We start from the raw sequence: 20,572 nt of genomic DNA on the forward strand, positions 1-20,572 counted from the left end.
CGGTTGGGAGCGCCGCCGCCGAAGTAGATGCCGGCCTGGTATCAAGCACAGCCTCACGAACCGGGCCGCAAAATGTCGCCGATGCGAACCGGTCCCGCGTCAGCGCCGGATCGGGCGTCCGGGGAGGCCCGGACTCGGTCAGGCCATCAGCGCCCGCGCGGTGTCGGCATCGGCCAGCGGGCGCCCGAGCAGGCGGGCCCCCTCCGCAGCACGGCGGATCTGGGCGGCATTGCTCTCGGCCGGGTGGCCGTCGGGCGCGAGCAGGCTGTTCTCGAAGCCGACGCGCACATGCCCGCCCAGGCCCGCCGCGACGAGGGCGCAAGCATTCTCCCGCGGGCCGAAGGCGCAGATCGACCAGAGCGGCACCCCCTCCCCCGAAGCGGCGAGGAAGGGCAGCAGGTCGGCGGGCCGCGAGACCTGTCCGGGCGTGTAGCGGCCCAGCACGAAGAGCGGGAAATCCCCGCCCTCGCCGAGCACGCCGCGGCTTTTGAGATCGGCGTAGCGGGCGACCTCGGCCGGTTCGTAGAGAATGATCTGGAGGAGGACGCGCTCCCGCCGCGCCCAGGTGAAGAACGCGGCCGCCGCGGTCTCGGCCCCGGCATCGGGCACGATCTCGCGCAAAGCCAGCGACACCGCCTCGGGGCGGGTCGCGCGCACCACCGCCATCTGCTCCGGGGCTTCGTAGCGCCCGGCGGCCTCCGAGGTGATCTGGACAACGAGGCGATCCCCGACCTCGGCGCGGATCGCGGCGGTGACCGCGCGATAGGCCTGCGCGTCGAGGAGGTGGCGGCCTTGCGCGTCGCGGACATGGACATGGATCAGGGCGGCACCCGCTTCCGCGATCTCGGCAGCGGTGCGGGCGATCTCGCGTTCCGTGATCGGCAGCGCCGGATGGTCGGCCTTGCTGCGGGTGGCGCCGTTGGGGGCGTTGGCGAGGATGAGCGGCGGCCAGCCGGAATCGTGCGTCATGGGCTCGGTCTCGTGTTCGAAGGACATCAGTCGCCCGCGCTCAAGCCGAGACGCCGCATGCGGTCGGAGAGCGTCTTGCGCGGCAGGCCGAGCGTCCGCGCCGCCTCGGCGATGCGCTGGCCGGAGGCCTTGAGCGCATCCTCGATCACGAGGCGCTCCACCCGGTCGAGCAGGGCGTCGAGGCTCGGCGCCGCGCCGGGGCCGCCGGCGAGGTCCGGGCTGAGGAAGCCGAGGATGTAGCGCTCAGCGGCGTTCTTGAGTTCGCGCACGTTGCCCGGCCAGTCGGCGAGCATCAGCGAGCGGCGCAAGGACGGCGGCACCTCGATCACCGGGCGCTGGTACTTCACCGCCGCCTGGACGAGAAAGCGCTCGAACAGCAGCGGGATGTCCTCGCGGCGCTCGCGCAAGGGGGGCAGGGTCAGCGTCACCACGTTGAGGCGGAAGAACAGGTCGCGGCGGAAGCGGCCCGCCTCCGAGAGTGCGTCGAGATCTTCCTTGGTGGCCGCCACCACCCGCAGATCCACCGGCACGCTGGTGTTGGAGCCGAGCCGTTCCACGCGCCGCTCCTGCAGCACGCGCAGCAGCTTCACTTGGAGCGCCAGCGGCATGCTCTCGACCTCGTCGAGGAACAGCGTGCCGCCGCTCGCGTGCTCGACCTTGCCGATGCGGCGCTTGCCCGCCCCCGTGAAGGCGCCGGCTTCGTGGCCGAACATCTCGCTCTCGAACATGCTCTCGGGGATGGCGCCGCAATTGATCGCCACGAAGGGTTTCGCCGCCCGCGCGCCGCCCTCGTGCAGGGCGCGGGCGACCTGCTCCTTGCCCGCCCCGGTTTCGCCGAGCACCAGCACGTCGGCGGCGGCCGAACTGAGCGAGGCGATGTCGTCGCGCAGCCGCCGCAGGGCCGGCGACTGGCCGACGAGGCAGCGCTCCACCGCGCTGCCCGGCGCGTCGCCGCGATCGAGGGCATTGCGCAGGCGGCGATTCTCCATCACCAGCGCCCGCTTCTCCAGGGCGCGACGGACCACCTCGACGAAGGCATCGTTCACGAACGGCTTCTCGATGAAGTGGTAGGCGCCCTCACGCATGGCGGCGACCGCCATGGCGATGTCGCCGTGGCCGGTGACGAGCACCACCGGCAATTCCGGGTCGCGGCGGCGGATGTCGGCGAGAAGTTCGAGCCCGTCGCGGCCCGGAAGACGCACGTCGCTCACGACGATGCCGGAAAAGCCGCGCCCGATGGCCGGCAGCGCCGCCTCGGCGCTGGAAAAAGCCTCGACCGCGATGCCGGCGAGCTGCAGCGCCTGCTCCATGGCGAGCCGAACCATCTCCTCGTCGTCGATCAGCACGACTCGCGCGGCGGCTGGCTCGGCCTCAGGAAACATGGCGCATCCTCTCCGGCGGGGGCATATCCGCGGCCTCCTTGATTGCGTCCTGCTTGATCGCTTCCTTGGCCACCTCCATCACGAGGTCGAAGGCGAGACCGCCGCCGGGCATCGGCCGGGGCTGGAGGTTCGCCCCGAATTCGCGGGCGATGGCGAGCGAGATCGGTAGGCCGAGGCCGAGCCCCTCCCCTGCCGGCTTGGTGGTGAAGAACGGCTCGAAGAGGCGCGCCAGCGCCGCCGCGTCGAGGCCCGGCCCGTTATCCTCGACGCTGAGCACGACCTGCCCCTCCCCGGCCCAGGCGCGCACCGCGACCTCCGCGCCGGGGCGCCCCTTCACCGCATCGAGGGCGTTGCCGACGAGGTTGACCAGCACCTGCGACAGGCGGATCGGCTCGAACACCACCCATCGCGCCGCCGGGTCGAGATCGGTCGTCACCCGTGCCCCCGCGTCGCGGATGCGGGAGGACAGGATGGCGAGGCTCTCCGAGACCGCCACGCCGACATCGACCGCGACCCGCTCCGTCCCCGAGCGACGGGAGAAGCTGCGCAACTGTCCGGTGATCTTGCCGAGCCGGTCCACCAGGGAGACGATCCGGGTCAGGTTGGCGGCTGCTTCCGCCTCCCGGCCCTGGCGCAGGAAGGCGGAGGCATTGTCGGCCAAGCCCCGCATGGCGGCGAGCGGCTGGTTGAGTTCGTGGGTGATGCCCGCCGCCATCTGGCCGAGGGTCGCCATCTTCGCCGCCTGGACCAGCTCCCCTTGCGTCTCGCGCAAGTCGCCCTCGGCGCGGGTCCGCTCCTCGATCTCACCCGCGAGCTTGAGGTTGGCCGCGCTGAGATCGGCGGTCCGGGCCGCGACCGCGGCCTCCAGCGCGCGTTGCGCCGCGCGGTTCTCGCGCACCCGCCGCAGGTGCTGGCGGCCGTAGAGGCCGATCAGGCCGAGCACGACCAGCGCCAGGATCGCGCCGACCCGGGCGCTGCGCCCGGCGATGGCCACCGGCGCGGCGTCGGCGAAGAGGAGCAGCGTCCAGCCATAGGCCGGCAAGCTCGCCTCCTCGAACAGCGCGGGGGTCTGCGGCGCGGCCTCCGACCGGCTGACCAGGGGCACGCCGCCGACGGTCTCCGTCCGGCCGAGATCGATCGGGGCATAGTCGTCGCGCCCATACTGGCGTGTCCGCTCCATGCCGGCGCGGGCGGCGGCGTCGAGCGGCTTCGTCGCCCGGAACTTGAGAGCCGGATCGGAGGCGAGGAAGACGATGCCGTTCTCGTCGGCCACCAGCACGCGGTCGGTGCCCTCACGCCAGATCGTCTCCAGCGGGTCGAGGCTGACCTTGGTCGCCACCACGCCGCGCACCGTGCCGTCGATGACGACGGGGGCGCTGATGAAATAGCCGGGCACGCCGGTCAGCGTCCCGATCGCGTAGAAGCGTCCGGTGCGCCCGCCGCGCGCTTCCGTGAAGTAGGGACGATAGGAGAAGTCCTGGCCGACATAGGTCTGGGGCGTATCCCAGTTCGAGGCGGCGATGGTCAGGCCGGACGGGATCAGCAGGTAGACGACACCCGCCCCCGCCTCGCGGCTCAGCCGTTGAAGATAGGCGTTGACGGTCGCGACCTGCGCCGGATCGTCGGGGGCGGCGAGCAACGACCGCACCCGCGGATCGAGGGCGGCGGCGGCGGGCAGGAAGCCGAACCGCTCGATGGCGCCCTCCAGGCTCTGGGCGTAGATCTCCGCCCGCTGGCGCGCGTCGCCCGCGAGGCTTTCGGCCACGCGGGCCTCCGTCACCTCCCCCGCCTTGAGTACGGCGAAGACGGCCGCAACCGCGAGGGCAGCGAGGATGAGGACGCGCGCGGCGGTGGCGCGGGGGATGGGCATGGCGGTTCGGTTCGCCGGTTTGGGCCGGCGCGCTCCAGACTGAATATGGAGACGGGCTGTTCCCGTGCTCCGTCCGCATCCCGAGAGGCTTAAGCGGAAAGGCCTCGAAGGGTCTTCCAGGGATCACGCGGGATCTGGAGGACCCTTCGAGGCCCGCTGGTGCGGGCACCTCAGGATGAGGGCGTGAACAGGATTACTGCAACAGGATGATTGCCGCGAGCAGGGACCGCCAACCGTGTTGGCGGTCCCGTCCGGATTCGGCGTCAATCCGTCGTCAGCCCCTTCAACTCCACCTGCTCGAACCGGTGCTGCTCCGCGGTGACGAGGGCGGAGAGGTCGCGCTTCAGGGCGTTGAAGGCGGCCGAGGCGCTGTCGCGCGGGCGCGGCAGCTCGACCCGCAGGTCGCGCTTGATCGTGCCGGGACGGTAGGTCAGCACGACGATGCGGTCGGCGAGATAGATCGATTCCTCGATCGAGTGCGTGACGAACACGATGGTCTTGCCCGTCGCCGCCCAGATCCGCAGCAGCTCGTCCTGCAGCGAGCGGCGGGTCAGGGCGTCCAGTGCGCCGAACGGCTCGTCCATGAGCATCACCGGGCTGTCCAGCGCCAGCACGCGGGCGATCGCCACGCGCTGGCGCATGCCGCCGGACAGGTCCTTGGGGAAGCGGTCGCGGAACTCGGCGAGCTTGAGCATGTCGAGGAGCTCGGCCACCCGCGCCTGGATCGCCCCGCGGGACATGCCCTTGATCTCCAGACCGAAGGCGATGTTCTGCGCCACCGTCATCCAGGGGAACAGAGCGTATTCCTGGAACACCATGCCCCGGTCGGGACCGGGCGCGGCGACCGTGCGGCCCTCGACGTCGATGCCGCCGCGGGTCGGGTGCGAGAAGCCGGCGATGGCGTTGAGCAGCGTCGACTTCCCGCAGCCGGACGGGCCGAGCAGGCAGACGAACTCACCGCGGTTGATGGTGAAATCGATGTCCTTGAGGGCGACGACCTCGCCGCCGGGGACGGGGAAGATCTTGTCCACGCCCGAGACCACGATGTGCGGCGAAGCCTGGGATGGGGCGGCGGAGGTCACCGGAGGCGCGACCGGGACGGCGTCCTGGGTGACGGATTCGATGGGATGCAGTTGCGCGGACATGGGAGACCTCACGATTCCAGGCCGCGATGCCAGCGGAGCAGGTGATTGTTCAGGCGGCTCACCGCCATGTCGATGACGAGGCCGAGCGCGCCGATGGTCAGCATTCCGGCGATGATCTTGTCGGACCAGAAATATTCGCGCGCCTCCAGGATGCGGAAGCCGAGGCCGTTATTGACCGCGATCATCTCGGCCACGATCACCACGATGAAGGCGGTGCCGATGCCGATCCGCGCCCCCGACAGGATGTAGGGGGTGGCGGCCGGCAGGATGACCCGCCGGAAGATCGTCATCCGGCTGGCGCCGAGGCTACGGGCGGCGCGGATATAGATCCCGTCCACATGCCGCACGCCCGCGATGGTGTTCATCAGCACCGGGAAGAAGGCGCCGATGGCGATCAGGAACACGGCGGGCGCGTTGCCGAGGCCGAACCACAGGATCGAGAGCGGGATGTAGGCGATCGGCGGGATCGGCCGCAGCACCTGCATCAACGGGTTGATGTGGCGGTAGATCAGGTCGCTGGAGCCCATGAACAGGCCGAGCGGCAGGGCGAGCCCCGCACCGACGGCGAAGCCGACGACGACGCGGTAGAGCGAGGCCATCGCGTCGTGCAGCATCTCGCCGGAGAAGAGCCAAGCAAACCACGATCCGTGCTCGGGATCATAGGCTTCGAGCGGCGCGAGATAGGCCCACCAACGCACCGCCACCGCGGCGGGCGAGGGCAGCACCATCGGGTTGACGAGCCCGGCCGTGCAGGCGAGCTGCCAGATCACGAGGATGGCGACGGGAACCGCCATCCCCTCGGCCAGGGGTTTGAGACGTAAGGCGTTCACGGGAAGCCCTCCTCAGTTCGTGCCGGCGGAGGCTTTGGCGGCCTCCAGCAGGTCGAGCTTCACCCAGTCGACGGCCTTGGCGGGCTTCGACATCTTGCCGATGCCGTGCTCGGCCATGACGTCGGTGGTCCTCTGGATGTGGTCGGCGCTCATCTCCAGGGTGTAGGGCGAGTTGGCGAGCGCCTCTTGGAACTCCGCCGCGGTGACCTGCCCCTTGAACACGTCCTGCGTGACGAAGGTCTCGGCGGCCTTCGGATCGTCCATGAAGGTTTTCTGCGCCTTCACGAAGCACTCCATGAACTTGGCCGCGACCGGCTTCTTCTCGCCGTAGAACTTCTCCGTCATCACCAGCGTGCGGATCGGCGAGCCGACCGGGGTGTCGTAGGGCTTGATCACCTCGACGCCGAAGCCGCGGGCGATGGCCTGGGCCGATTGCGGCTCGGTCTGCATGATCGCATCGACCTGCTTCTGCAGCAGCGCCTGGTTGAGATCCGGGTAGCCGAGATAGATCAGGTTGACGTCGCGGGCCTTGAGGCCTTGCTTGGCCATCTCGGCGCCGAGCAGCACCTCTTGGATCGAGCCGCGGGTGACGCCGACCTTCTTCCCCTTGAGGTCGGCCGCCGACTTGATGCCGGATTCCGGTGTCGCCAGCAGGCGGGCGCCGCCCTTGGCGAAGCCGCCGACGATGAAGACTTGTGCGCCGTTGCCGCGGGCCGAGATCGCGGCTTCCGAGGCGGTGGCGCCGACATCGAGTTCGCCGGCGAGCATCGCCTGCATGATGTCGGGCCCCTTGGCGAAGATCTTGAGATCGACGGTCAGGCCGCAGGTCTTGGCGATCTCCTTGACGTAGGAGACGCCGGCGAAGTGGGCGAGCTTGAGGTTGCCGACGCGCACCACTTCCTGCGCGGAGAGCGGAAGCGGGGCGAGCGATGCGGCGGTCGCGGCGGCGAGCATGGCAAGGCCGCGACGCGTGAGACGGAGGCGTTCGAGCAAGGGGCTTCTCCCGGATGGCCCGGCTCTGCGGCCGGTGCGGATAGTCCGGTCCCCTTTGCAGAGCGCATGCCAGCCATGCAGGAAGCGCTAATCTTCGTGCAATCCCTTGTTCGAAAAGGGTTTTCTCGGGCTCTCCCCGATCACAACCGAACGACGGGCGGCGGATTTCCGCCACCTAGGCCGTCGAGGCGGCGGATGCCCGCCATCCGCACGCCTTTGTGATGGACGGCCGCAGCCGGCGGGCGCGTGCCGAAAACGGGGCGTCAGTCGAGCGGCACGAGGACGATGGCGTCGCCTTCGAGCCGCGCCTGGACCGACTGACCCCAGCGGGCGCCGCCGAGATCGTCGGCGGTCTTGTAAAGACCGTCGATGGCGACGAGTTCCGGCTCGAACTTACGGGTGAGGATGCGGGCGCCCGGATCACCCACCGCCCCCGCGATCGCCCGGCCGCGCAGGGCGCCGTAGATGTGGATCGAGCCCCCCGCGATCACCTCCGCCCCCGAGGCGACCGAACCCATCACGGTCACGTCGCCGTCGAGATGCTGGATCACCTGCCCCGAGCGCACCGGCGCGTCGAGCACGAAGGAGCGCGTCCGGGCCGGGGCCGCGGATGCCACCAAAGCCGGTGCGGACGGGTGGTCCGCCGCAGCGGGTGCCCCGGCGGCGCCGGGCTCGGGGGGCGCGATGTCCTCGACCGGCTTGCCCCCCACCAGCGGCGGCGGGAAGCCGGGTCCGAGCGAGGTCGGCCCGATCCCCTCGATGCCGAGGATGGTGATGGAGCGCTGGTTCAATTCCTCGCAGAGATGGGCGAGGTCCGAGCGCTCGAAGCGCAGGCCGGTCACGTCGAGGATGATCGCCCGCACCGAGAAGAAGGCGGGCGCGCGCCGCTTGAGCGCGTCGAGTTCGGCGAGCCACTGATCGATCGGCGGCACGGGGGCCAGCACCATCGCCAGGAAGGAGCGGCCGCGGAAGCGGATCGGAGGACGGTCGGTCACGGGCAACGTCGCAGCGTGTGGATCATGCCCGACAGCTTATGGCAGATCGCGCGCCGCGCCGCGCGGGGGTGCGGCGTCCTCAACAGCAAACGCCTCGACGGCGCGAGACCGGGGTGAGCGCCGCCCTCAGGCCGGGCTCGCATCGACGGCTTCGACGGCGCCGGCCGCCACGCGCAGCCGGATCTTGTCGGCCTCGAGCGTGAGCGCGAGTTCGGCGCGCTCCAGGGCCATGCGCGACTGATGCAGCGCGGCAGCCCGGGATGCCTCCCCGCCGATGCGGCTCAGGGCCAGCAGCGCCTTCTGGATGCGCAGTTGGACCTCGATCAGCCCCGCGCCGTCGCGGGCCATCAGCATGAAGGCATCCTCGAACATGTCGGCGGTGTCGAGCGGCGGGACATGGATGCGCGGATGTTTCGGCTCGTCCTCCTCAGGAGCGGTCGTGCCGCGCACCCAGAGGCTGACGAGGCGGGTCGAGCGGCCGATCACGTCGATCGCGGTGCCGGGATCATTGGTCGCGGGCGACAGGGCGCGCGAACCGATCTCGCTCATCACCGCGAGGCCGAAACGCGGGTCCTGATCGAAGGCACGCTCGTTCCCGACCAAGAACGCCTCGCCGACGGTCCGGCGCAGCGTGTCCCCGTCCTCCCCGGCCTCCGGCCGGCCGATCCAGGCCACCGGCGTCTCCGGGTGGACGAATCGCCCGGGCGTCGCCGCGACGAAGATCTCGATGTCGTGCGCCTCGCCGATCTTGGACAGGGCCGCCATGTCGATATGCTGAACGTAGCCGATCGCATCCACCGTCACCGCCGCGGCGCCCGCCGGAATCCGACGGTCGGGATCGCGCAGCGGTCGGCCTCCGAGATAGGGGTCGCGCAGCCGCGCTTCGATCGCGGTACGCGCCGCCGTCTCGACCCGGTCGGTCGTCTCCCCTACGCGGCCGAGGCGCGTCAGATGATCGATCCAGCGCAGCAGCGCGACGACGATCAGAACGATGACCGCGATGGTGACGACGAAGAGGATGGTGCGCCCGCTCTCGCCATAGGCCCCGGTCTTCAAGACGACGAGGCCGACGATGCCGAAGAGGAAGGACCCCAGAAAGGTCGAGAGGACGGTCTGGGTCACCCGGTCCTCGATGAGGAGCTTGGTCGCGCGGGGCGTGACGTTGCTCGTGGCCGAGCCGTAGGACGACACCATGACGTTGAGCGAGAAGGTGGTGACGGACAGCATGCTGGAGGCGATGACGGTCAGGATGCTGTCGAGCGCATCGGTGCTGATCGCGCCCGGCACCGTCCAGGGCAGATAGCGCTCGGCCACCGCCGCCAGCAGCGCCGCCAGCACCCCTGCGGAGCCGATCAGCGTGGCGCGCACCCAGAGGCGCCGCACGACCTGCGCCATCAACCATCGCCAACGCGGCATCTTCAATCACCGTCCCGCAGGGCTTAACCGGAGCGAAAACGCCGGCACGCCGTCCATCCAGGCCGACCACGCCCCACAGAGGTCCGACATCAAGGCACGATCGAACGCGCGTCATGCCTTGGCCGGCCTTGCCACGGGGTGAAGGCATGGCTCCCGCAACCGCCACGGCGCCGCGCGCACTTGCCGGATCGGGCGACACCTTATATTGCGACGCGATACCGCCCGAATCCGTACCCTGGCGTCACGACCGTCGAAACACGGCCCGCGACACGGCGCTTTATGGCCGGGCTCCAAGTTTCCGAACGGCTCGAGATCTCCGATGAAGCTGCGCAACATCGCCATCATCGCCCACGTCGACCATGGCAAGACGACGCTGGTCGACAAGCTGCTTCAGCAGTCTGGCACCTTCCGCGAAAACCAGCGGGTCGAGGAGCGGGCGATGGACTCCAACGACCTCGAGAAGGAGCGTGGCATCACGATCCTGGCCAAGGCGACCTCGGTCGTCTGGCAGGATACCCGCGTCAACATCGTCGATACTCCCGGCCACGCCGATTTCGGCGGTGAGGTCGAGCGCATCCTCTCGATGGTCGACGGCGTGATCGTGCTGGTCGACGCCGCCGAGGGCCCGATGCCGCAGACCAAGTTCGTGGTCGGCAAGGCGCTCAAGATCGGCCTTCGCCCGATCGTGGCCATCAACAAGGTCGATCGTCCGGATGCGCGCATCAACGAGGTCGTGAACGAGGTGTTCGACCTGTTCGCGGCGCTCGACGCCACCGACGAGCAGCTCGATTTTCCGATCCTCTACGGTTCGGGCCGCAACGGCTGGATGGCCGATTCGCCGGACGCCTCGCCGGATGTCGGCCTCGCGCCGCTGTTCGATCTCGTGCTCAAGCACGTGCCGCAGGCCCGCGTCGAGGACGGTCCGTTCCGGATGCTCGGCACCCTGCTCGAAGCCAACCCCTTCCTCGGCCGCATCATCACCGGGCGCATCGCCTCGGGCACGGTGAAGCCGAACCAGTCGATCAAGGTGCTCTCGCGCGACGGCAAGGTCGTGGAGACCGGTCGCGTCTCGAAAATCCTGGCCTTCCGCGGCCTGGAGCGCGCGCCGATCGATATCGGCGAGGCGGGCGACATCGTCTCCATCGCCGGTCTGCTCAAGGGCACCGTGGCGGATACCTTCTGCGATCCGGCCGTCAACGAGCCGATCCAGGCCCAGCCGATCGACCCGCCGACCGTCACCATGTCCTTCATCGTCAACGATTCGCCGCTGGCCGGCACCGAGGGCGACAAAGTCACGAGCCGCATGATCCGCGACCGCCTGTTCAAGGAGGCCGAGGGCAACGTCACGCTCAAGATCGAGGAAGCCGCCGACAAGGACTCGTTCTACGTCTCCGGCCGCGGCGAGCTGCAGCTCTCGATCCTGATCGAGACCATGCGCCGCGAGGGCTTTGAGATTGCCGTGTCGCGTCCGCGCGTCGTCCTGGAGAAGGACGAGGCCGGCGAGATCCTGGAGCCGGTCGAAGAGGTCGTGATCGACGTCGACGAGGAGTATTCGGGCGTCGTCGTGCAGAAGATGTCCGAGCGCAAGGCCGAGATGATCGAGATGCGGCCCTCGGGCGGCAACCGTCTCCGGCTCGTCTTCCACGCTCCGACCCGCGGCCTCATCGGCTACCAGGGCGAGCTGATGACCGACACCCGCGGCACCGCGATCATGAACCGCCTGTTCAAGGCCTACGAGCCCTACAAGGGCGAGATCGCCGGCCGCCGCAACGGCGTGCTGATCTCGAACGACAAGGGTGAGGCCGTGGCCTACGCCATGTGGAACCTCGAAGACCGCGGCCCGATGATGATCGAGCCCGGCGCCAAGGTCTATCAGGGCATGATCGTCGGCGAGCACAACCGCGAGAACGACCTCGAGGTGAACGTGCTCAAGGGCAAGAAGCTCACCAACATCCGCACCACCTCGAAGGACGAGGCCGTGCGTCTGACGCCGCCGATCCGGATGACGCTGGAGAAGTCGCTGGCCTGGATTCAGGACGACGAGCTGATGGAAGTCACGCCGAAGTCGATCCGCCTGCGCAAGATCCACCTCGACCCGAACGAGCGCAAGCGCTTCGAGCGTTCGAAGGAAGCGCTGACGGGCTAACAGCCCCGCTTCATCCTCCAAAACGAAAAGGCCCCGATGCAGCGAACGCATCGGGGCCTTTTTCATGCGGCGTCCCTCACGAACGGGGCGTTCGGAACCCCATCACGCCGGTCAGCCGGGGCGATGGGGTTCCCGGCTCGCCTCAGGCGGCCCGTACCGTCTCGAGGAAGTGGCGGACCTGGCCGTCGAGCCGCTCGGATTGCTGCGACAGCTCGGAGGCGGACGTCAGGACTTTGTTCGCGGCCGCCCCGGTCTCCTCGGCCGCCACTGCGACGCTCGCAACGTTGCCCGTCACCGCACCGGTGCCGGCGGATGCCTCGGAGACGTTGCGCACGATCTCCTGGGTCGCCGCGCCCTGCTCCTCCACCGCCGCGGCGATCGAGCCGGCCAGCCCGTCGATCTCGCGGATGCGGGCCGCGATATCGCTGATGGCCGTGACCGCCTGCCCGGTGATGGCCTGGACCTGTCCGATCTGCCCCGAAATCTCGTCGGTGGCGCGCGCAGTCTGGTTGGCGAGTTCCTTGACCTCGGCGGCAACCACGGCGAAGCCGCGGCCCGCTTCGCCGGCGCGGGCCGCCTCGATGGTGGCGTTGAGCGCGAGCAGGTTAGTCTGGCCGGCGATGGTGGAGATCAGCCCCACCACATCGCCGATCCGCGCGGCGGCGACGCTGAGATCCTGCACGAGCTGCGCGGTGCCCTCGGCCTCGACAACGGCCTTCTGCGCCAGCGTGGTCGAGCCGGTGACCTGCCGGGCGATCTCCTGCACCGAGGCGCCAAGCTCCTCGGCCGCCGCGGCGACCGTGCCAACATTGGTGGCGGCCTCTTCCGCGGCGGCGGCGGCGGCGTTCGACTGGTCGGCCGTCTGCGAGGCGGTGCCGGCCATGCTCCGCGCGGTCGCCTGCAACTCGGTGGCGGCCGCAGAGACGGTGCCGACGATGCCGCTCACCGCGCGCTCGAAGTTGTCGGCCATGTCGCGCATCGCCGCCTTGCGCTGCACCTCGGCACCGGCCCGCGCCAGGGCGGTTTCGTCCTCCAGGGCGCGGGTGCGGATCAGGTTGTCCTTGAACACCTGAACCGCGTTCGCCATCGCCCCGACCTCCTCGCGGCGCTCACGGAAGGGAATCTCGACGCTCGCATCACCCTCCGCGAGGCGGCTCATCAGCCCGGTCATGCGGCGAATGGGGCGTGCGACGAAGCCGTTGAGCAGCAGGATGCCGAGGCCGGCGACAATCAGCAGCGCCGCGAGGCCCGCGCCGACGGCGAAGCGAGACGCCGTCGCGGCCTCCTCCGCGATCCGGGTGCGCGTTTCCAGCAGGGCCCGCTCGGTGTCAGCGATCGTTCCGGCGACTTTGCGCACCGTGTCCATGGCGCTCTTGCCGGCACCGGATGCCTCGATCCGGCGCGCCTGCGCCTGGGTCGCCTCGTCACGCATCAGCGCGATCTCGCGCTCGGCGACATCGCGGCTCCACTGGCCCGCGGCCGTATCGAGGGCGTCGAGTCGGCGAAGCTGCTCGGCGTTGTCGGAGACGAGCCTGCGCAGCCGCCCCAGCGCCTCGGCATAGTGCTGGGTTCCGGCGTGGAACGGTTCGAGGAAGGCAGGGTCGGCCGAGACGAGGTAGCCGCGCAGGCCCGTCTCCCGATCCACCATGCTGGCCGTCAGCCGGTCGAGATCCAGGAGGACTTGGTAGGTGTGGTCGCGCCAGCGGTTGGTTTCCTCGATCGTGCCGAGGCTACGCCAACTGACAAAGGTGGAGCCGCAAACGGCGAGGATGACGAGCGCGAAGACGACGACGAGTTTGGCGATAATGGAAAGGTTGGCGATGGCACGCATTGCGCTGATCCGCGGGGTCAAATGCGCTGCACGGGGGCGGCGCTTAAACAAATGATGGTCACGGCGCGCCTAAGGCCCCGTTAATCCGGGGTTGCACCAAAAATCGCGTGCCATCGTAGCGAAGCCGGGACCGTCGGCTTGATTCGCGCCGATCACAGGATCCAGCGATCCCACGGGCACAGGCCGGCTTAAGGATTGTTTCCACCCGGTATATTTCGGCCAAACCTTTGGCCCGACGATGCTTTTCCGGGCGGCGGGGGAGGACCGGAAAAATCCTGCCCGGCAATTCTTGCCCGGTGCGCGTAAAAATTAACTCCCCGGTAACCATCCCGGCGGTCAATGGGCGTGTCGGTAAGGAAACGTCAACGCCCGTGACCAGCCCCGCTCCCACCCGCCCCTCTCTGCCCCTGCGAGGCCGCGTGTTCCGCGCCGTCTCATTGGTGCCGGAAGCCCCCCTCGCCGAATGGCTCGCCCTCCTGGACGCAGCCCTGAAGCGATCGGCCACGCTGTTCGACGACAGGGCCGTGATCCTCGACGTCGCCGGCCTCAAAGCCGCGCCGTCCGAGTTGGAGTCCCTGATCGCCGAGCTGTCGGCCCGGAAGCTCCGTATCCTCGGCATCGAGGGTGCGGAGGCCCCGCTGCCCTCGCTCTTGCCGCCGCGTCTCGTCGGCGGTCGCCCCGCCGGCGACGTCTTCGAAGCGCCGGCGTTCGAGGAAGAGAAGCCGGGCGTGTCGTCCCTCACCATCGAGGGCTCGGTGCGTTCGGGCCAAAGCATCATCCACCGCGAGGGGGACGTGACCGTGATGGGCTCGGTGTCCTCGGGCGCCGAGATCCTCGCGGGCGGCTCCATCCACGTCTACGGCGCCCTGCGCGGGCGGGCCATCGCGGGCGCCGCCCGCAACCCTCGCGCACGCATCTACTGCCGCAAGTTCGAGCCCGAGCTTCTCGGCATCGACCGCCTCGTCCGCACGGCCGAGGACATGGGCACTCACCTGCGCGGTCAAGCGGTCCAGATCTGGTCCGACGGCGGCGCGATCAAAATTGCAGCCTTGGGTTAAGGGGAAACGAGAATGGCCAAGGTTCTTTGTGTCACGTCCGGTAAGGGCGGCGTCGGCAAGACCACCACGACGGCAGCGCTCGGTGCGGCGCTGGCGCAGGCCGGCGAGAAGGTCTGCGTGGTCGATTTCGACGTCGGCCTGCGCAACCTCGACCTGATCATGGGCGCCGAGCGCCGCGTGGTCTACGACCTGATCAACGTCACCAACGGCGACGCCAAGCTGCCGCAGGCGCTGATCCGCGACAAGCGCCTCGAGAACCTCTCCCTGCTGCCGGCCTCGCAGACCCGCGACAAGGACGCGCTCACCGACGAGGGCGTCGAGCGGGTGATGGGCGAGCTTCGCGAGAAGTTCGACTGGATCGTCTGCGACAGCCCCGCCGGCATCGAGCGCGGCGCCCAGCTCGCCATGCGCCACGCCGACGTGGCCGTGGTGGTGACGAACCCCGAGGTCTCCTCGGTGCGCGACTCGGACCGGATCATCGGCCTGCTCGACTCCAAGACCGTCCGCGCCGAGCGCGGCGACACAATCGAGAAGCACCTGATCCTGACCCGCTTCGACCCGGCCCGCGCCGACCGTGGCGACATGCTCAAGGTCGACGACGTGCTCGAGATCCTCTCGATCCCGCTGCTGGCCATCATCCCGGAGAGCCTCGAAGTGCTGCGCGCCTCGAATGTCGGCTGCCCGGTGACGCTCAACAACCCGCTCTGCGCGCCCTCGCGCGCCTACATCGATGCCGTGCGTCGCCTGAAGGGCGAGACCGTGCCGATGGCGATCCCTTCCGACCGTAAATCCCTGATCAACAAGCTGTTCACACGGAGGGCCGCATGAGTGTCCTGACCTTCCTCAAGCCGCGCGGCTCCGGTTCGGTCGCCCGCGAACGCCTTCAGCTCATCCTCGCGCACGAGCGCGTGGAGAACGGGCGGCCCGACCTGATCATCACGTTGCGCGAAGAGATCCTGAACGTGATCGCCAAGCACGTCACGGTCGAGCGCGACAAGGTGCAGATCAAGCTGGAACGGGGCGAAGGCGTCTCGACGCTCGGCGTCGATATCGAATTCCCCGTCGATGCGGTCATCAAGCCGAAGGCGAAGGCCAAGCGCGCCATCGCCTGACCCGCCGGTCCTCCGGACGAACCACGACCTGCGGCCCCGAACGGGTGCCGCAGGTCTTTTTGTTGGCGGACGGACAGGCGCCCATTCGCGCAAGGACGTCTGGACGAAGCGCTCGGCCATGCCGTGCCACCACTCCGGGACAGGCCGCTGACGCTGCGGGCGAACGTCAGCAACGTGACGGGCAACAACGACGGGGCGACGACAGGGCGCGGCATCCTCGCCCAAGGAACGCCGCGGACGGTGCCGCTCTCCGCCTCGGTGGATTTTGAGAACGCGGGGGCGCTCAAACCCGCCGCGTCAGCCGGAAGGCGGGGGCGTGGTCGGGCTGGGTCGTCACCACGGCCGCCGGCAGCACCGGGCGCGTGTCCGCCCGCTCGATCCGGAAATGCCCGACGATACGGCTCAGCGCGAGCGTCGCCTCGGTGAGCGCGAAGGCCGCGCCGATGCAGACCCGCGGCCCCGCCCCGAACGGCAGGTAAGCAAAGCGCGGCACCGCCGGCGCGCCGGGCAGGAAGCGGCTCGGATCGAAGGCGTCGGGGTCGCGCCACAGCTTGCGGTGCCGGTGCAGCAGCCAGGGCGAGATCGTCACGCTGTCGCCGGGCCGGACCGCCTCGCCGGCCAGTTCGTCCGGACCGAGCGCGCGGCGGGCCAGCACGAAGGCGGGCGGGTAGAGCCGCATCGTCTCCTCGATCACCGCGCGGGTGAACGGTTTGTCCGCGCTCCCCGATTCCGCCGCCACGGCTCCTTGGGTTTCCGGCGCGAGCGCAAGCAGGGTGCAGGCCCAGAGCAGGGTCACCGCCGTGGTCTCGTGCCCGGCCAGGATCATGGTGGCGACCTGATCGCGCAGCTCCTCATGCGAGAAGCCCCGGCCGGTCTCGGGATCGCGGGCGGCCCGCAGCAGGTCGAGCAGGTCGCGCGCCTCGCCCCCGCCATGGCCTCCGACGTGACGCCCACTCTGCCCCTCGTCGCGGTCGGCGATGACCTCATCGAGGAAGCCGACCCAGTCGCGGCGGAAGCGGGCGCGGGCCCGGTCGAGCGGCGTGGCGAAGCGCAAGGGCACGACCAGATCGGTCAGGTGGGGGCGCCCGAGCCGCGCGGCGTAGGCTTCGAGGAAGCCGCGCAGGCGGTCGCCGTGGCGGGCCATGCCGACGGAGAACATGGTGCGCCCGGCGATCTCCAGGGCGAGCCGCTGGAGCGCGGCGAACAGATCGACCGGTCCCTGGGCCGCCGGGCCTTCGAGGGCGGTCACCGCCTCGTCGCTCGCCGACAGGATGTGGGGCACCAGCGTCTCCACCGCCCGCGGGGTGAAGGCGGGCGCCAGCGCGCGCCGCTGGTGGCGCCACGCCGTCCCCTCGCTGATGAGCAGGCCGTCGCCGAGCATCGGCCGCAGCATGCGGATGGTGATCGGGGTGCGGGCATAGTTGGCGGCGTTGTCCACCAGCACGTGCCGCACGAGGTCCGGATCGCTGACGGTGAAGCGCGTGCGCCCGAGCAGCCGGCGGCGGCGCAAGGGCGCCTCGTAGGCGGAGGCCGGCCAGCACGCGATCCCGTTGACCCGCATTGCCGCGATGAAGCGCAGGGTCGGCAATTCCTGTTCCGGCGGCACCGGCACAGGCGGCACCAAGCGCGGCGCCGCGTGGCCGGGCGGAGCCTGCATGTCCATTGCGTCAGTCCTCTCGCGCCCGTGAGCGGGCGCTCGCGAAGCGTTCTAGGCGCTGAAACCCGCCGGGGCGAGTGCGACGGCGGAAGGGCCCGGCCGTAGGCTGCATAGCCCCAAATGCACGATAGAGCGGATGAAAATTCCGCCCCAGACGTAGCACAGGCAAGCTCAGATCATGGCCTAAGTCTTCGCAGAACCGCGGAACTTCTCTTTTCGACAGACGTCAACGGTCGTTGATTTCAGAGGAATGTCCCGATTTGGCCGCATCTCCGTCGATCCGCGTCCTCGATTCGTCCCGCTGCCATCTCGGCGAGGGGCCCAGCTACGATCCGGCGACCGACACGGCGTGGTGGGTCGATATCCTGGAGAACCGCCTGTTCGAATTGCCCCTAAGCGAGGGCGCCGGCCCGGCGAAGCTGCACGCCCTGCCGTTCATGGCGAGCGACGTCGCCGCCATCGACGCTGAGCGGCAACTCCTCTCGGCGGAGGACGGGCTCTACATCCGCACGATCAGTGACGGGCAACTGAGCCTGTTCTGCCCGCTGGAAGCGGAGGATGCCGGCACGCGCTCCAATGACGGCCGGGTCCATCCGAGCGGCGCGCTCTGGATCAGCACCATGGGCCGGGACGCCAAGACCGGACGCGGCGCGATCTACCACGTTGCCGGCACGCGGGTGACGCGGCTGTTCTCCGGCCTGTCGATCCCCAACGGGATCGCCTTCTCGCCGGACGGCGCGACCGGCTACTTCGTCGATACCGACGAGGGCATCCTGCGCCGCGTCGCGCTCGACCCCGCCACCGGCCTGCCCGCGAGCGCGCCCGAGACCCATTACGATCACAGCGACGGAGAGGGCGGGATCGACGGCGCGGCGGTGGACGCCGAGGGGCTGATCTGGACCGCGCGCTTCGGCGGCGCCTGCCTCGACGCCTACAGCCCGGCGGGCGAGCGGGTGCGCACCGTGTCCGTCCCGGCGCGCCAGCCCACCTGCCCGACCTTCGCCGGCCGCGACCTCGAGCGGCTCCTCCTGACCACGGCCTACGAGGGCATGGACGAGGCCGCCCGGGCGGAGGACCCCGAGCACGGGCGCACCCTGCTCGTGGATATCGGCGTCCGCGGCCTGCTGGAGCCGGCCTTCCGCCTCGGCGCCTGACCTCATCCCAGGGCCGTCTCCGACCTGATGACATCAGGCCGGCGCCTCTCGCTCTTTGTTTTGACGCGCATTCTTTCGACGAACCGGCCACCACGTCGTCGGAATGCGCTCGAGCCCCGAAACCGGGCGGCCGGCCTGCGGCGCCCCAGGAACGACCATGTCCGAGACGATGTCCGATCCGCAGACCCGCCCCTATCAGCCGATCGAGGCCTATGCGCTCCTCAGCAATTGCGAGGGCTGCGCGCTGGTGGCGCGCGACGGAGGGATCGACTGGGCCTGCCTCGAGCGCTTCGACGCCGACCCCTCCTTTTCGCGCCTGCTCGATAAGACGCGCGGCGGTCATTTCACGATCCGGCCGACCGAGCGCTTCGAGACCGTGCGGCAATACTTGAGCCGCAGCAACATCCTCGAGACCACCTTCACCACGCAGACCGGCTTCGTGACGCTTCACGACTTCATGGTCGGGCCGGAGGGCGGCGCGGGCCGGCCGCTTCTGGTGCGCCTCGTCACCGGCGTGTCGGGCTGCGTCTCGATGATCGCCGAGTACCGCCCCCTCGCAGGCTTCGCCGAGGACTTCGCGCCGCTTGCCGTCGAGGGCCACCGCGTCACCGCGCCGGGCTGCCCCGGCCTCGTCGCGGATGCCGCGTTCGCCGCGGAGGGCGAGCTGGCCGCCGCGCGCTTCACCCTGGAGGGCGGGCAGGCCTGCAGCTTCGCGCTCTACCTCGACACGCCCCCCGACACCTGCCCGGACGCCCGCATCCTGATGGAGGAGACGCGCCGCGCCTGGGTGCTGTGGACGGAGGACGCGGCCTATGTCGGGCCGCTGGCGGACGAACTGATGCGCTCGGCGTTGGTGCTGAAGGCCCTGACCTACGAGCCCACCGGCGCGATCATCGCCGCGGCCACCACCTCCCTGCCGGAGGAGATCGGCGGTATCCGCAACTGGGACTATCGCTTCTGCTGGATCCGCGACGCCTGCCTGTCCTTCTACGTGCTGAAGAAATTCGGGATGAGCCGCGAGGCCGAATCCTTCTTCGGCTTCGTCACCGAGCTGTGCGAGCGGGAAGAGAGCCGCCTGAAGCCGCTCTACAGCATCTCGGGCGAGGCGGAGCTCGAGGAAATCAAGATCGAGCACTTCGAGGGCTGGCGCGGCAGCACCCCGGTGCGCCACGGCAACGAGGCGGCCGAGCAGCATCAGGCCGACGCCTACGGCCAAGTGCTCGACCTGCTCTACCTCTACGAGCGCTTGGGCGGGACGATGCCGGAGGCGATGCGCAAGCACGGGGCGCGGCTCGCCGACGTCTCGGCGGCCCACTGGCACGAGCCCGATGCCGGATTGTGGGAGCCGCGCAAGCCCGAGGAGCGCTACCTGCACGCGGCGATCATGAACTGGGTCGCCCTCGACCGGGCGATCCACCTGTTCGGCGAGCGCGAGGAATGGTGCCGCGAGCGCGACCGGATCGTCGCCTGCGTCAACGGCGAGGCGATCCACCGCGATGGATACTATCCGCAATATATCGGCGGCGACGACGTCGATGCCGCCCTCCTGATCGCGCCGATGGTCGGCTTCCCCGTGGACGAAGCGGCCTTCGCTCGCACCGTCGATGTGGTGATCGAGCGCCTCGGCCACGGCCCCCTCGTCTACCGCTACAAGAACGACGACGGGCTGCCTGGCCACGAGGGCACCTTCCTGCTCTGCGCCTTCTGGCTCGTGGACGCCCTGCTCTGGCTCGGACGGGACGAGGAGGCGCGCACACGCTTCCAGGCTTTGCGCGCGCTACAGAACGATGTCGGCCTCTACGCCGAGGAAATCGCGGAGGACGACACCTTCCTCGGGAACTTTCCGCAGGCTTTCAGCCATCTCGGCTTCATCCACAGCGCGCTGATGCTCGACCTCTACGAGCATGGCGGGCGCGAAGCGGTGCAGGGCACCTACGCCGACCGCTCCCTGCGTGAGACGGATTCGCGCCGGGCGCCCCGTATCGACGGGGCCGAGGCGGGAGAGTGAGAACCG

16 protein-coding genes are annotated in these 20,572 nt (G+C 69.6%); 6 read left to right on the forward strand and 10 right to left on the reverse strand.

The window, feature by feature from the left end; all coding sequences use genetic code 11:
* Positions 1-138: 138 nt before the first annotated feature.
* The 8 genes from OVA30_RS02400 to OVA30_RS02435 all read right to left on the reverse strand — a co-directional run bounded on the left by OVA30_RS02400 (position 139) and on the right by OVA30_RS02435 (position 9,579).
* Positions 139-996 (reverse strand): 3-keto-5-aminohexanoate cleavage protein, encoded by an 858-nt coding sequence (locus OVA30_RS02400; protein WP_268174481.1) that lies wholly within the window; start codon positions 994-996, stop codon positions 139-141.
* Positions 996-2,351: a sigma-54-dependent transcriptional regulator gene (locus tag OVA30_RS02405; RefSeq protein ID WP_268174482.1), complete on the reverse strand. Its 1,356-nt coding sequence runs from the start codon at positions 2,349-2,351 to the stop codon at positions 996-998. Before OVA30_RS02405 ends, OVA30_RS02400 begins: the two co-directional genes overlap by 1 nt.
* Positions 2,341-4,221, reverse strand: coding sequence for a sensor histidine kinase (locus OVA30_RS02410; protein ID WP_268174483.1), 1,881 nt, complete (start codon positions 4,219-4,221; stop codon positions 2,341-2,343). Before OVA30_RS02410 ends, OVA30_RS02405 begins: the two co-directional genes overlap by 11 nt.
* 263 nt (positions 4,222-4,484) lie before the next feature.
* Positions 4,485-5,366: an ABC transporter ATP-binding protein gene (locus OVA30_RS02415; RefSeq protein ID WP_003602621.1), complete on the reverse strand. Its 882-nt coding sequence runs from the start codon at positions 5,364-5,366 to the stop codon at positions 4,485-4,487.
* Positions 5,367-5,374: 8 nt separating this feature from the next.
* Complete coding sequence (locus OVA30_RS02420; RefSeq protein ID WP_003602620.1) at positions 5,375-6,196, reverse strand: ABC transporter permease; 822 nt, start codon at positions 6,194-6,196, stop codon at positions 5,375-5,377.
* A 12-nt stretch (positions 6,197-6,208) separates the two neighbouring features.
* Complete coding sequence (locus OVA30_RS02425) at positions 6,209-7,189, reverse strand: ABC transporter substrate-binding protein (protein WP_268174484.1); 981 nt, start codon at positions 7,187-7,189, stop codon at positions 6,209-6,211.
* 263 nt (positions 7,190-7,452) lie between these two features.
* Positions 7,453-8,184: a septum site-determining protein MinC gene (minC, locus tag OVA30_RS02430; RefSeq protein WP_042509148.1), complete on the reverse strand. Its 732-nt coding sequence runs from the start codon at positions 8,182-8,184 to the stop codon at positions 7,453-7,455.
* 126 nt (positions 8,185-8,310) lie between these two features.
* Entirely contained in the window at positions 8,311-9,579 is a 1,269-nt protein-coding gene (locus OVA30_RS02435; RefSeq protein WP_268174485.1) for a DUF2254 domain-containing protein, read from the reverse strand.
* 340 nt (positions 9,580-9,919) lie between these two features.
* On the opposite strand from OVA30_RS02435, the gene typA reads away from it, so the two are divergent.
* The gene (gene typA / locus OVA30_RS02440) at positions 9,920-11,746 is read left to right on the forward strand and encodes a translational GTPase TypA (protein ID WP_238508823.1); all 1,827 of its coding nucleotides are present in this window, start codon (positions 9,920-9,922) and stop codon (positions 11,744-11,746) included.
* Positions 11,747-11,888: 142 nt separating this feature from the next.
* Here the strand turns inward: typA and OVA30_RS02445 are convergent, their stop codons facing one another.
* Complete coding sequence (locus OVA30_RS02445; protein WP_268174486.1) at positions 11,889-13,577, reverse strand: methyl-accepting chemotaxis protein; 1,689 nt, start codon at positions 13,575-13,577, stop codon at positions 11,889-11,891.
* A 419-nt stretch (positions 13,578-13,996) separates the two neighbouring features.
* Here OVA30_RS02445 and minC (OVA30_RS02450) point away from each other — a divergent pair, with 419 nt between their 5' ends.
* Genes minC (OVA30_RS02450) through minE form a run of 3 tightly spaced genes read left to right on the forward strand, consistent with a single transcriptional unit; the run spans position 13,997 to position 15,747 of the window.
* Complete coding sequence (gene minC / locus OVA30_RS02450; protein WP_238508878.1) at positions 13,997-14,635, forward strand: septum site-determining protein MinC; 639 nt, start codon at positions 13,997-13,999, stop codon at positions 14,633-14,635.
* A 12-nt stretch (positions 14,636-14,647) separates the two neighbouring features.
* On the forward strand, positions 14,648-15,463 hold the full coding sequence (gene minD / locus OVA30_RS02455; protein ID WP_003602600.1) for a septum site-determining protein MinD: 816 nt from the start codon (positions 14,648-14,650) through the stop codon (positions 15,461-15,463).
* Entirely contained in the window at positions 15,460-15,747 is a 288-nt protein-coding gene (gene minE, locus OVA30_RS02460) for a cell division topological specificity factor MinE (protein WP_003602598.1), read from the forward strand. Before minD ends, minE begins: the two co-directional genes overlap by 4 nt.
* Positions 15,748-16,030: 283 nt before the next feature.
* Here the strand turns inward: minE and OVA30_RS02465 are convergent, their stop codons facing one another.
* Entirely contained in the window at positions 16,031-17,410 is a 1,380-nt protein-coding gene (locus OVA30_RS02465; protein ID WP_268174487.1) for a cytochrome P450, read from the reverse strand.
* Positions 17,411-17,664: 254 nt separating this feature from the next.
* Here OVA30_RS02465 and OVA30_RS02470 point away from each other — a divergent pair, with 254 nt between their 5' ends.
* Complete coding sequence (locus OVA30_RS02470) at positions 17,665-18,558, forward strand: SMP-30/gluconolactonase/LRE family protein (protein ID WP_268174488.1); 894 nt, start codon at positions 17,665-17,667, stop codon at positions 18,556-18,558.
* A gap of 157 nt (positions 18,559-18,715) precedes the next feature.
* Entirely contained in the window at positions 18,716-20,566 is a 1,851-nt protein-coding gene (locus OVA30_RS02475; protein WP_268174489.1) for a glycoside hydrolase family 15 protein, read from the forward strand.
* Positions 20,567-20,572 lie beyond the last annotated feature (6 nt).

Origin of the sequence: Methylorubrum sp. SL192, assembly GCF_026672325.1 — a bacterium.
Taxonomy (GTDB): domain Bacteria; phylum Pseudomonadota; class Alphaproteobacteria; order Rhizobiales; family Beijerinckiaceae; genus Methylobacterium; species Methylobacterium extorquens.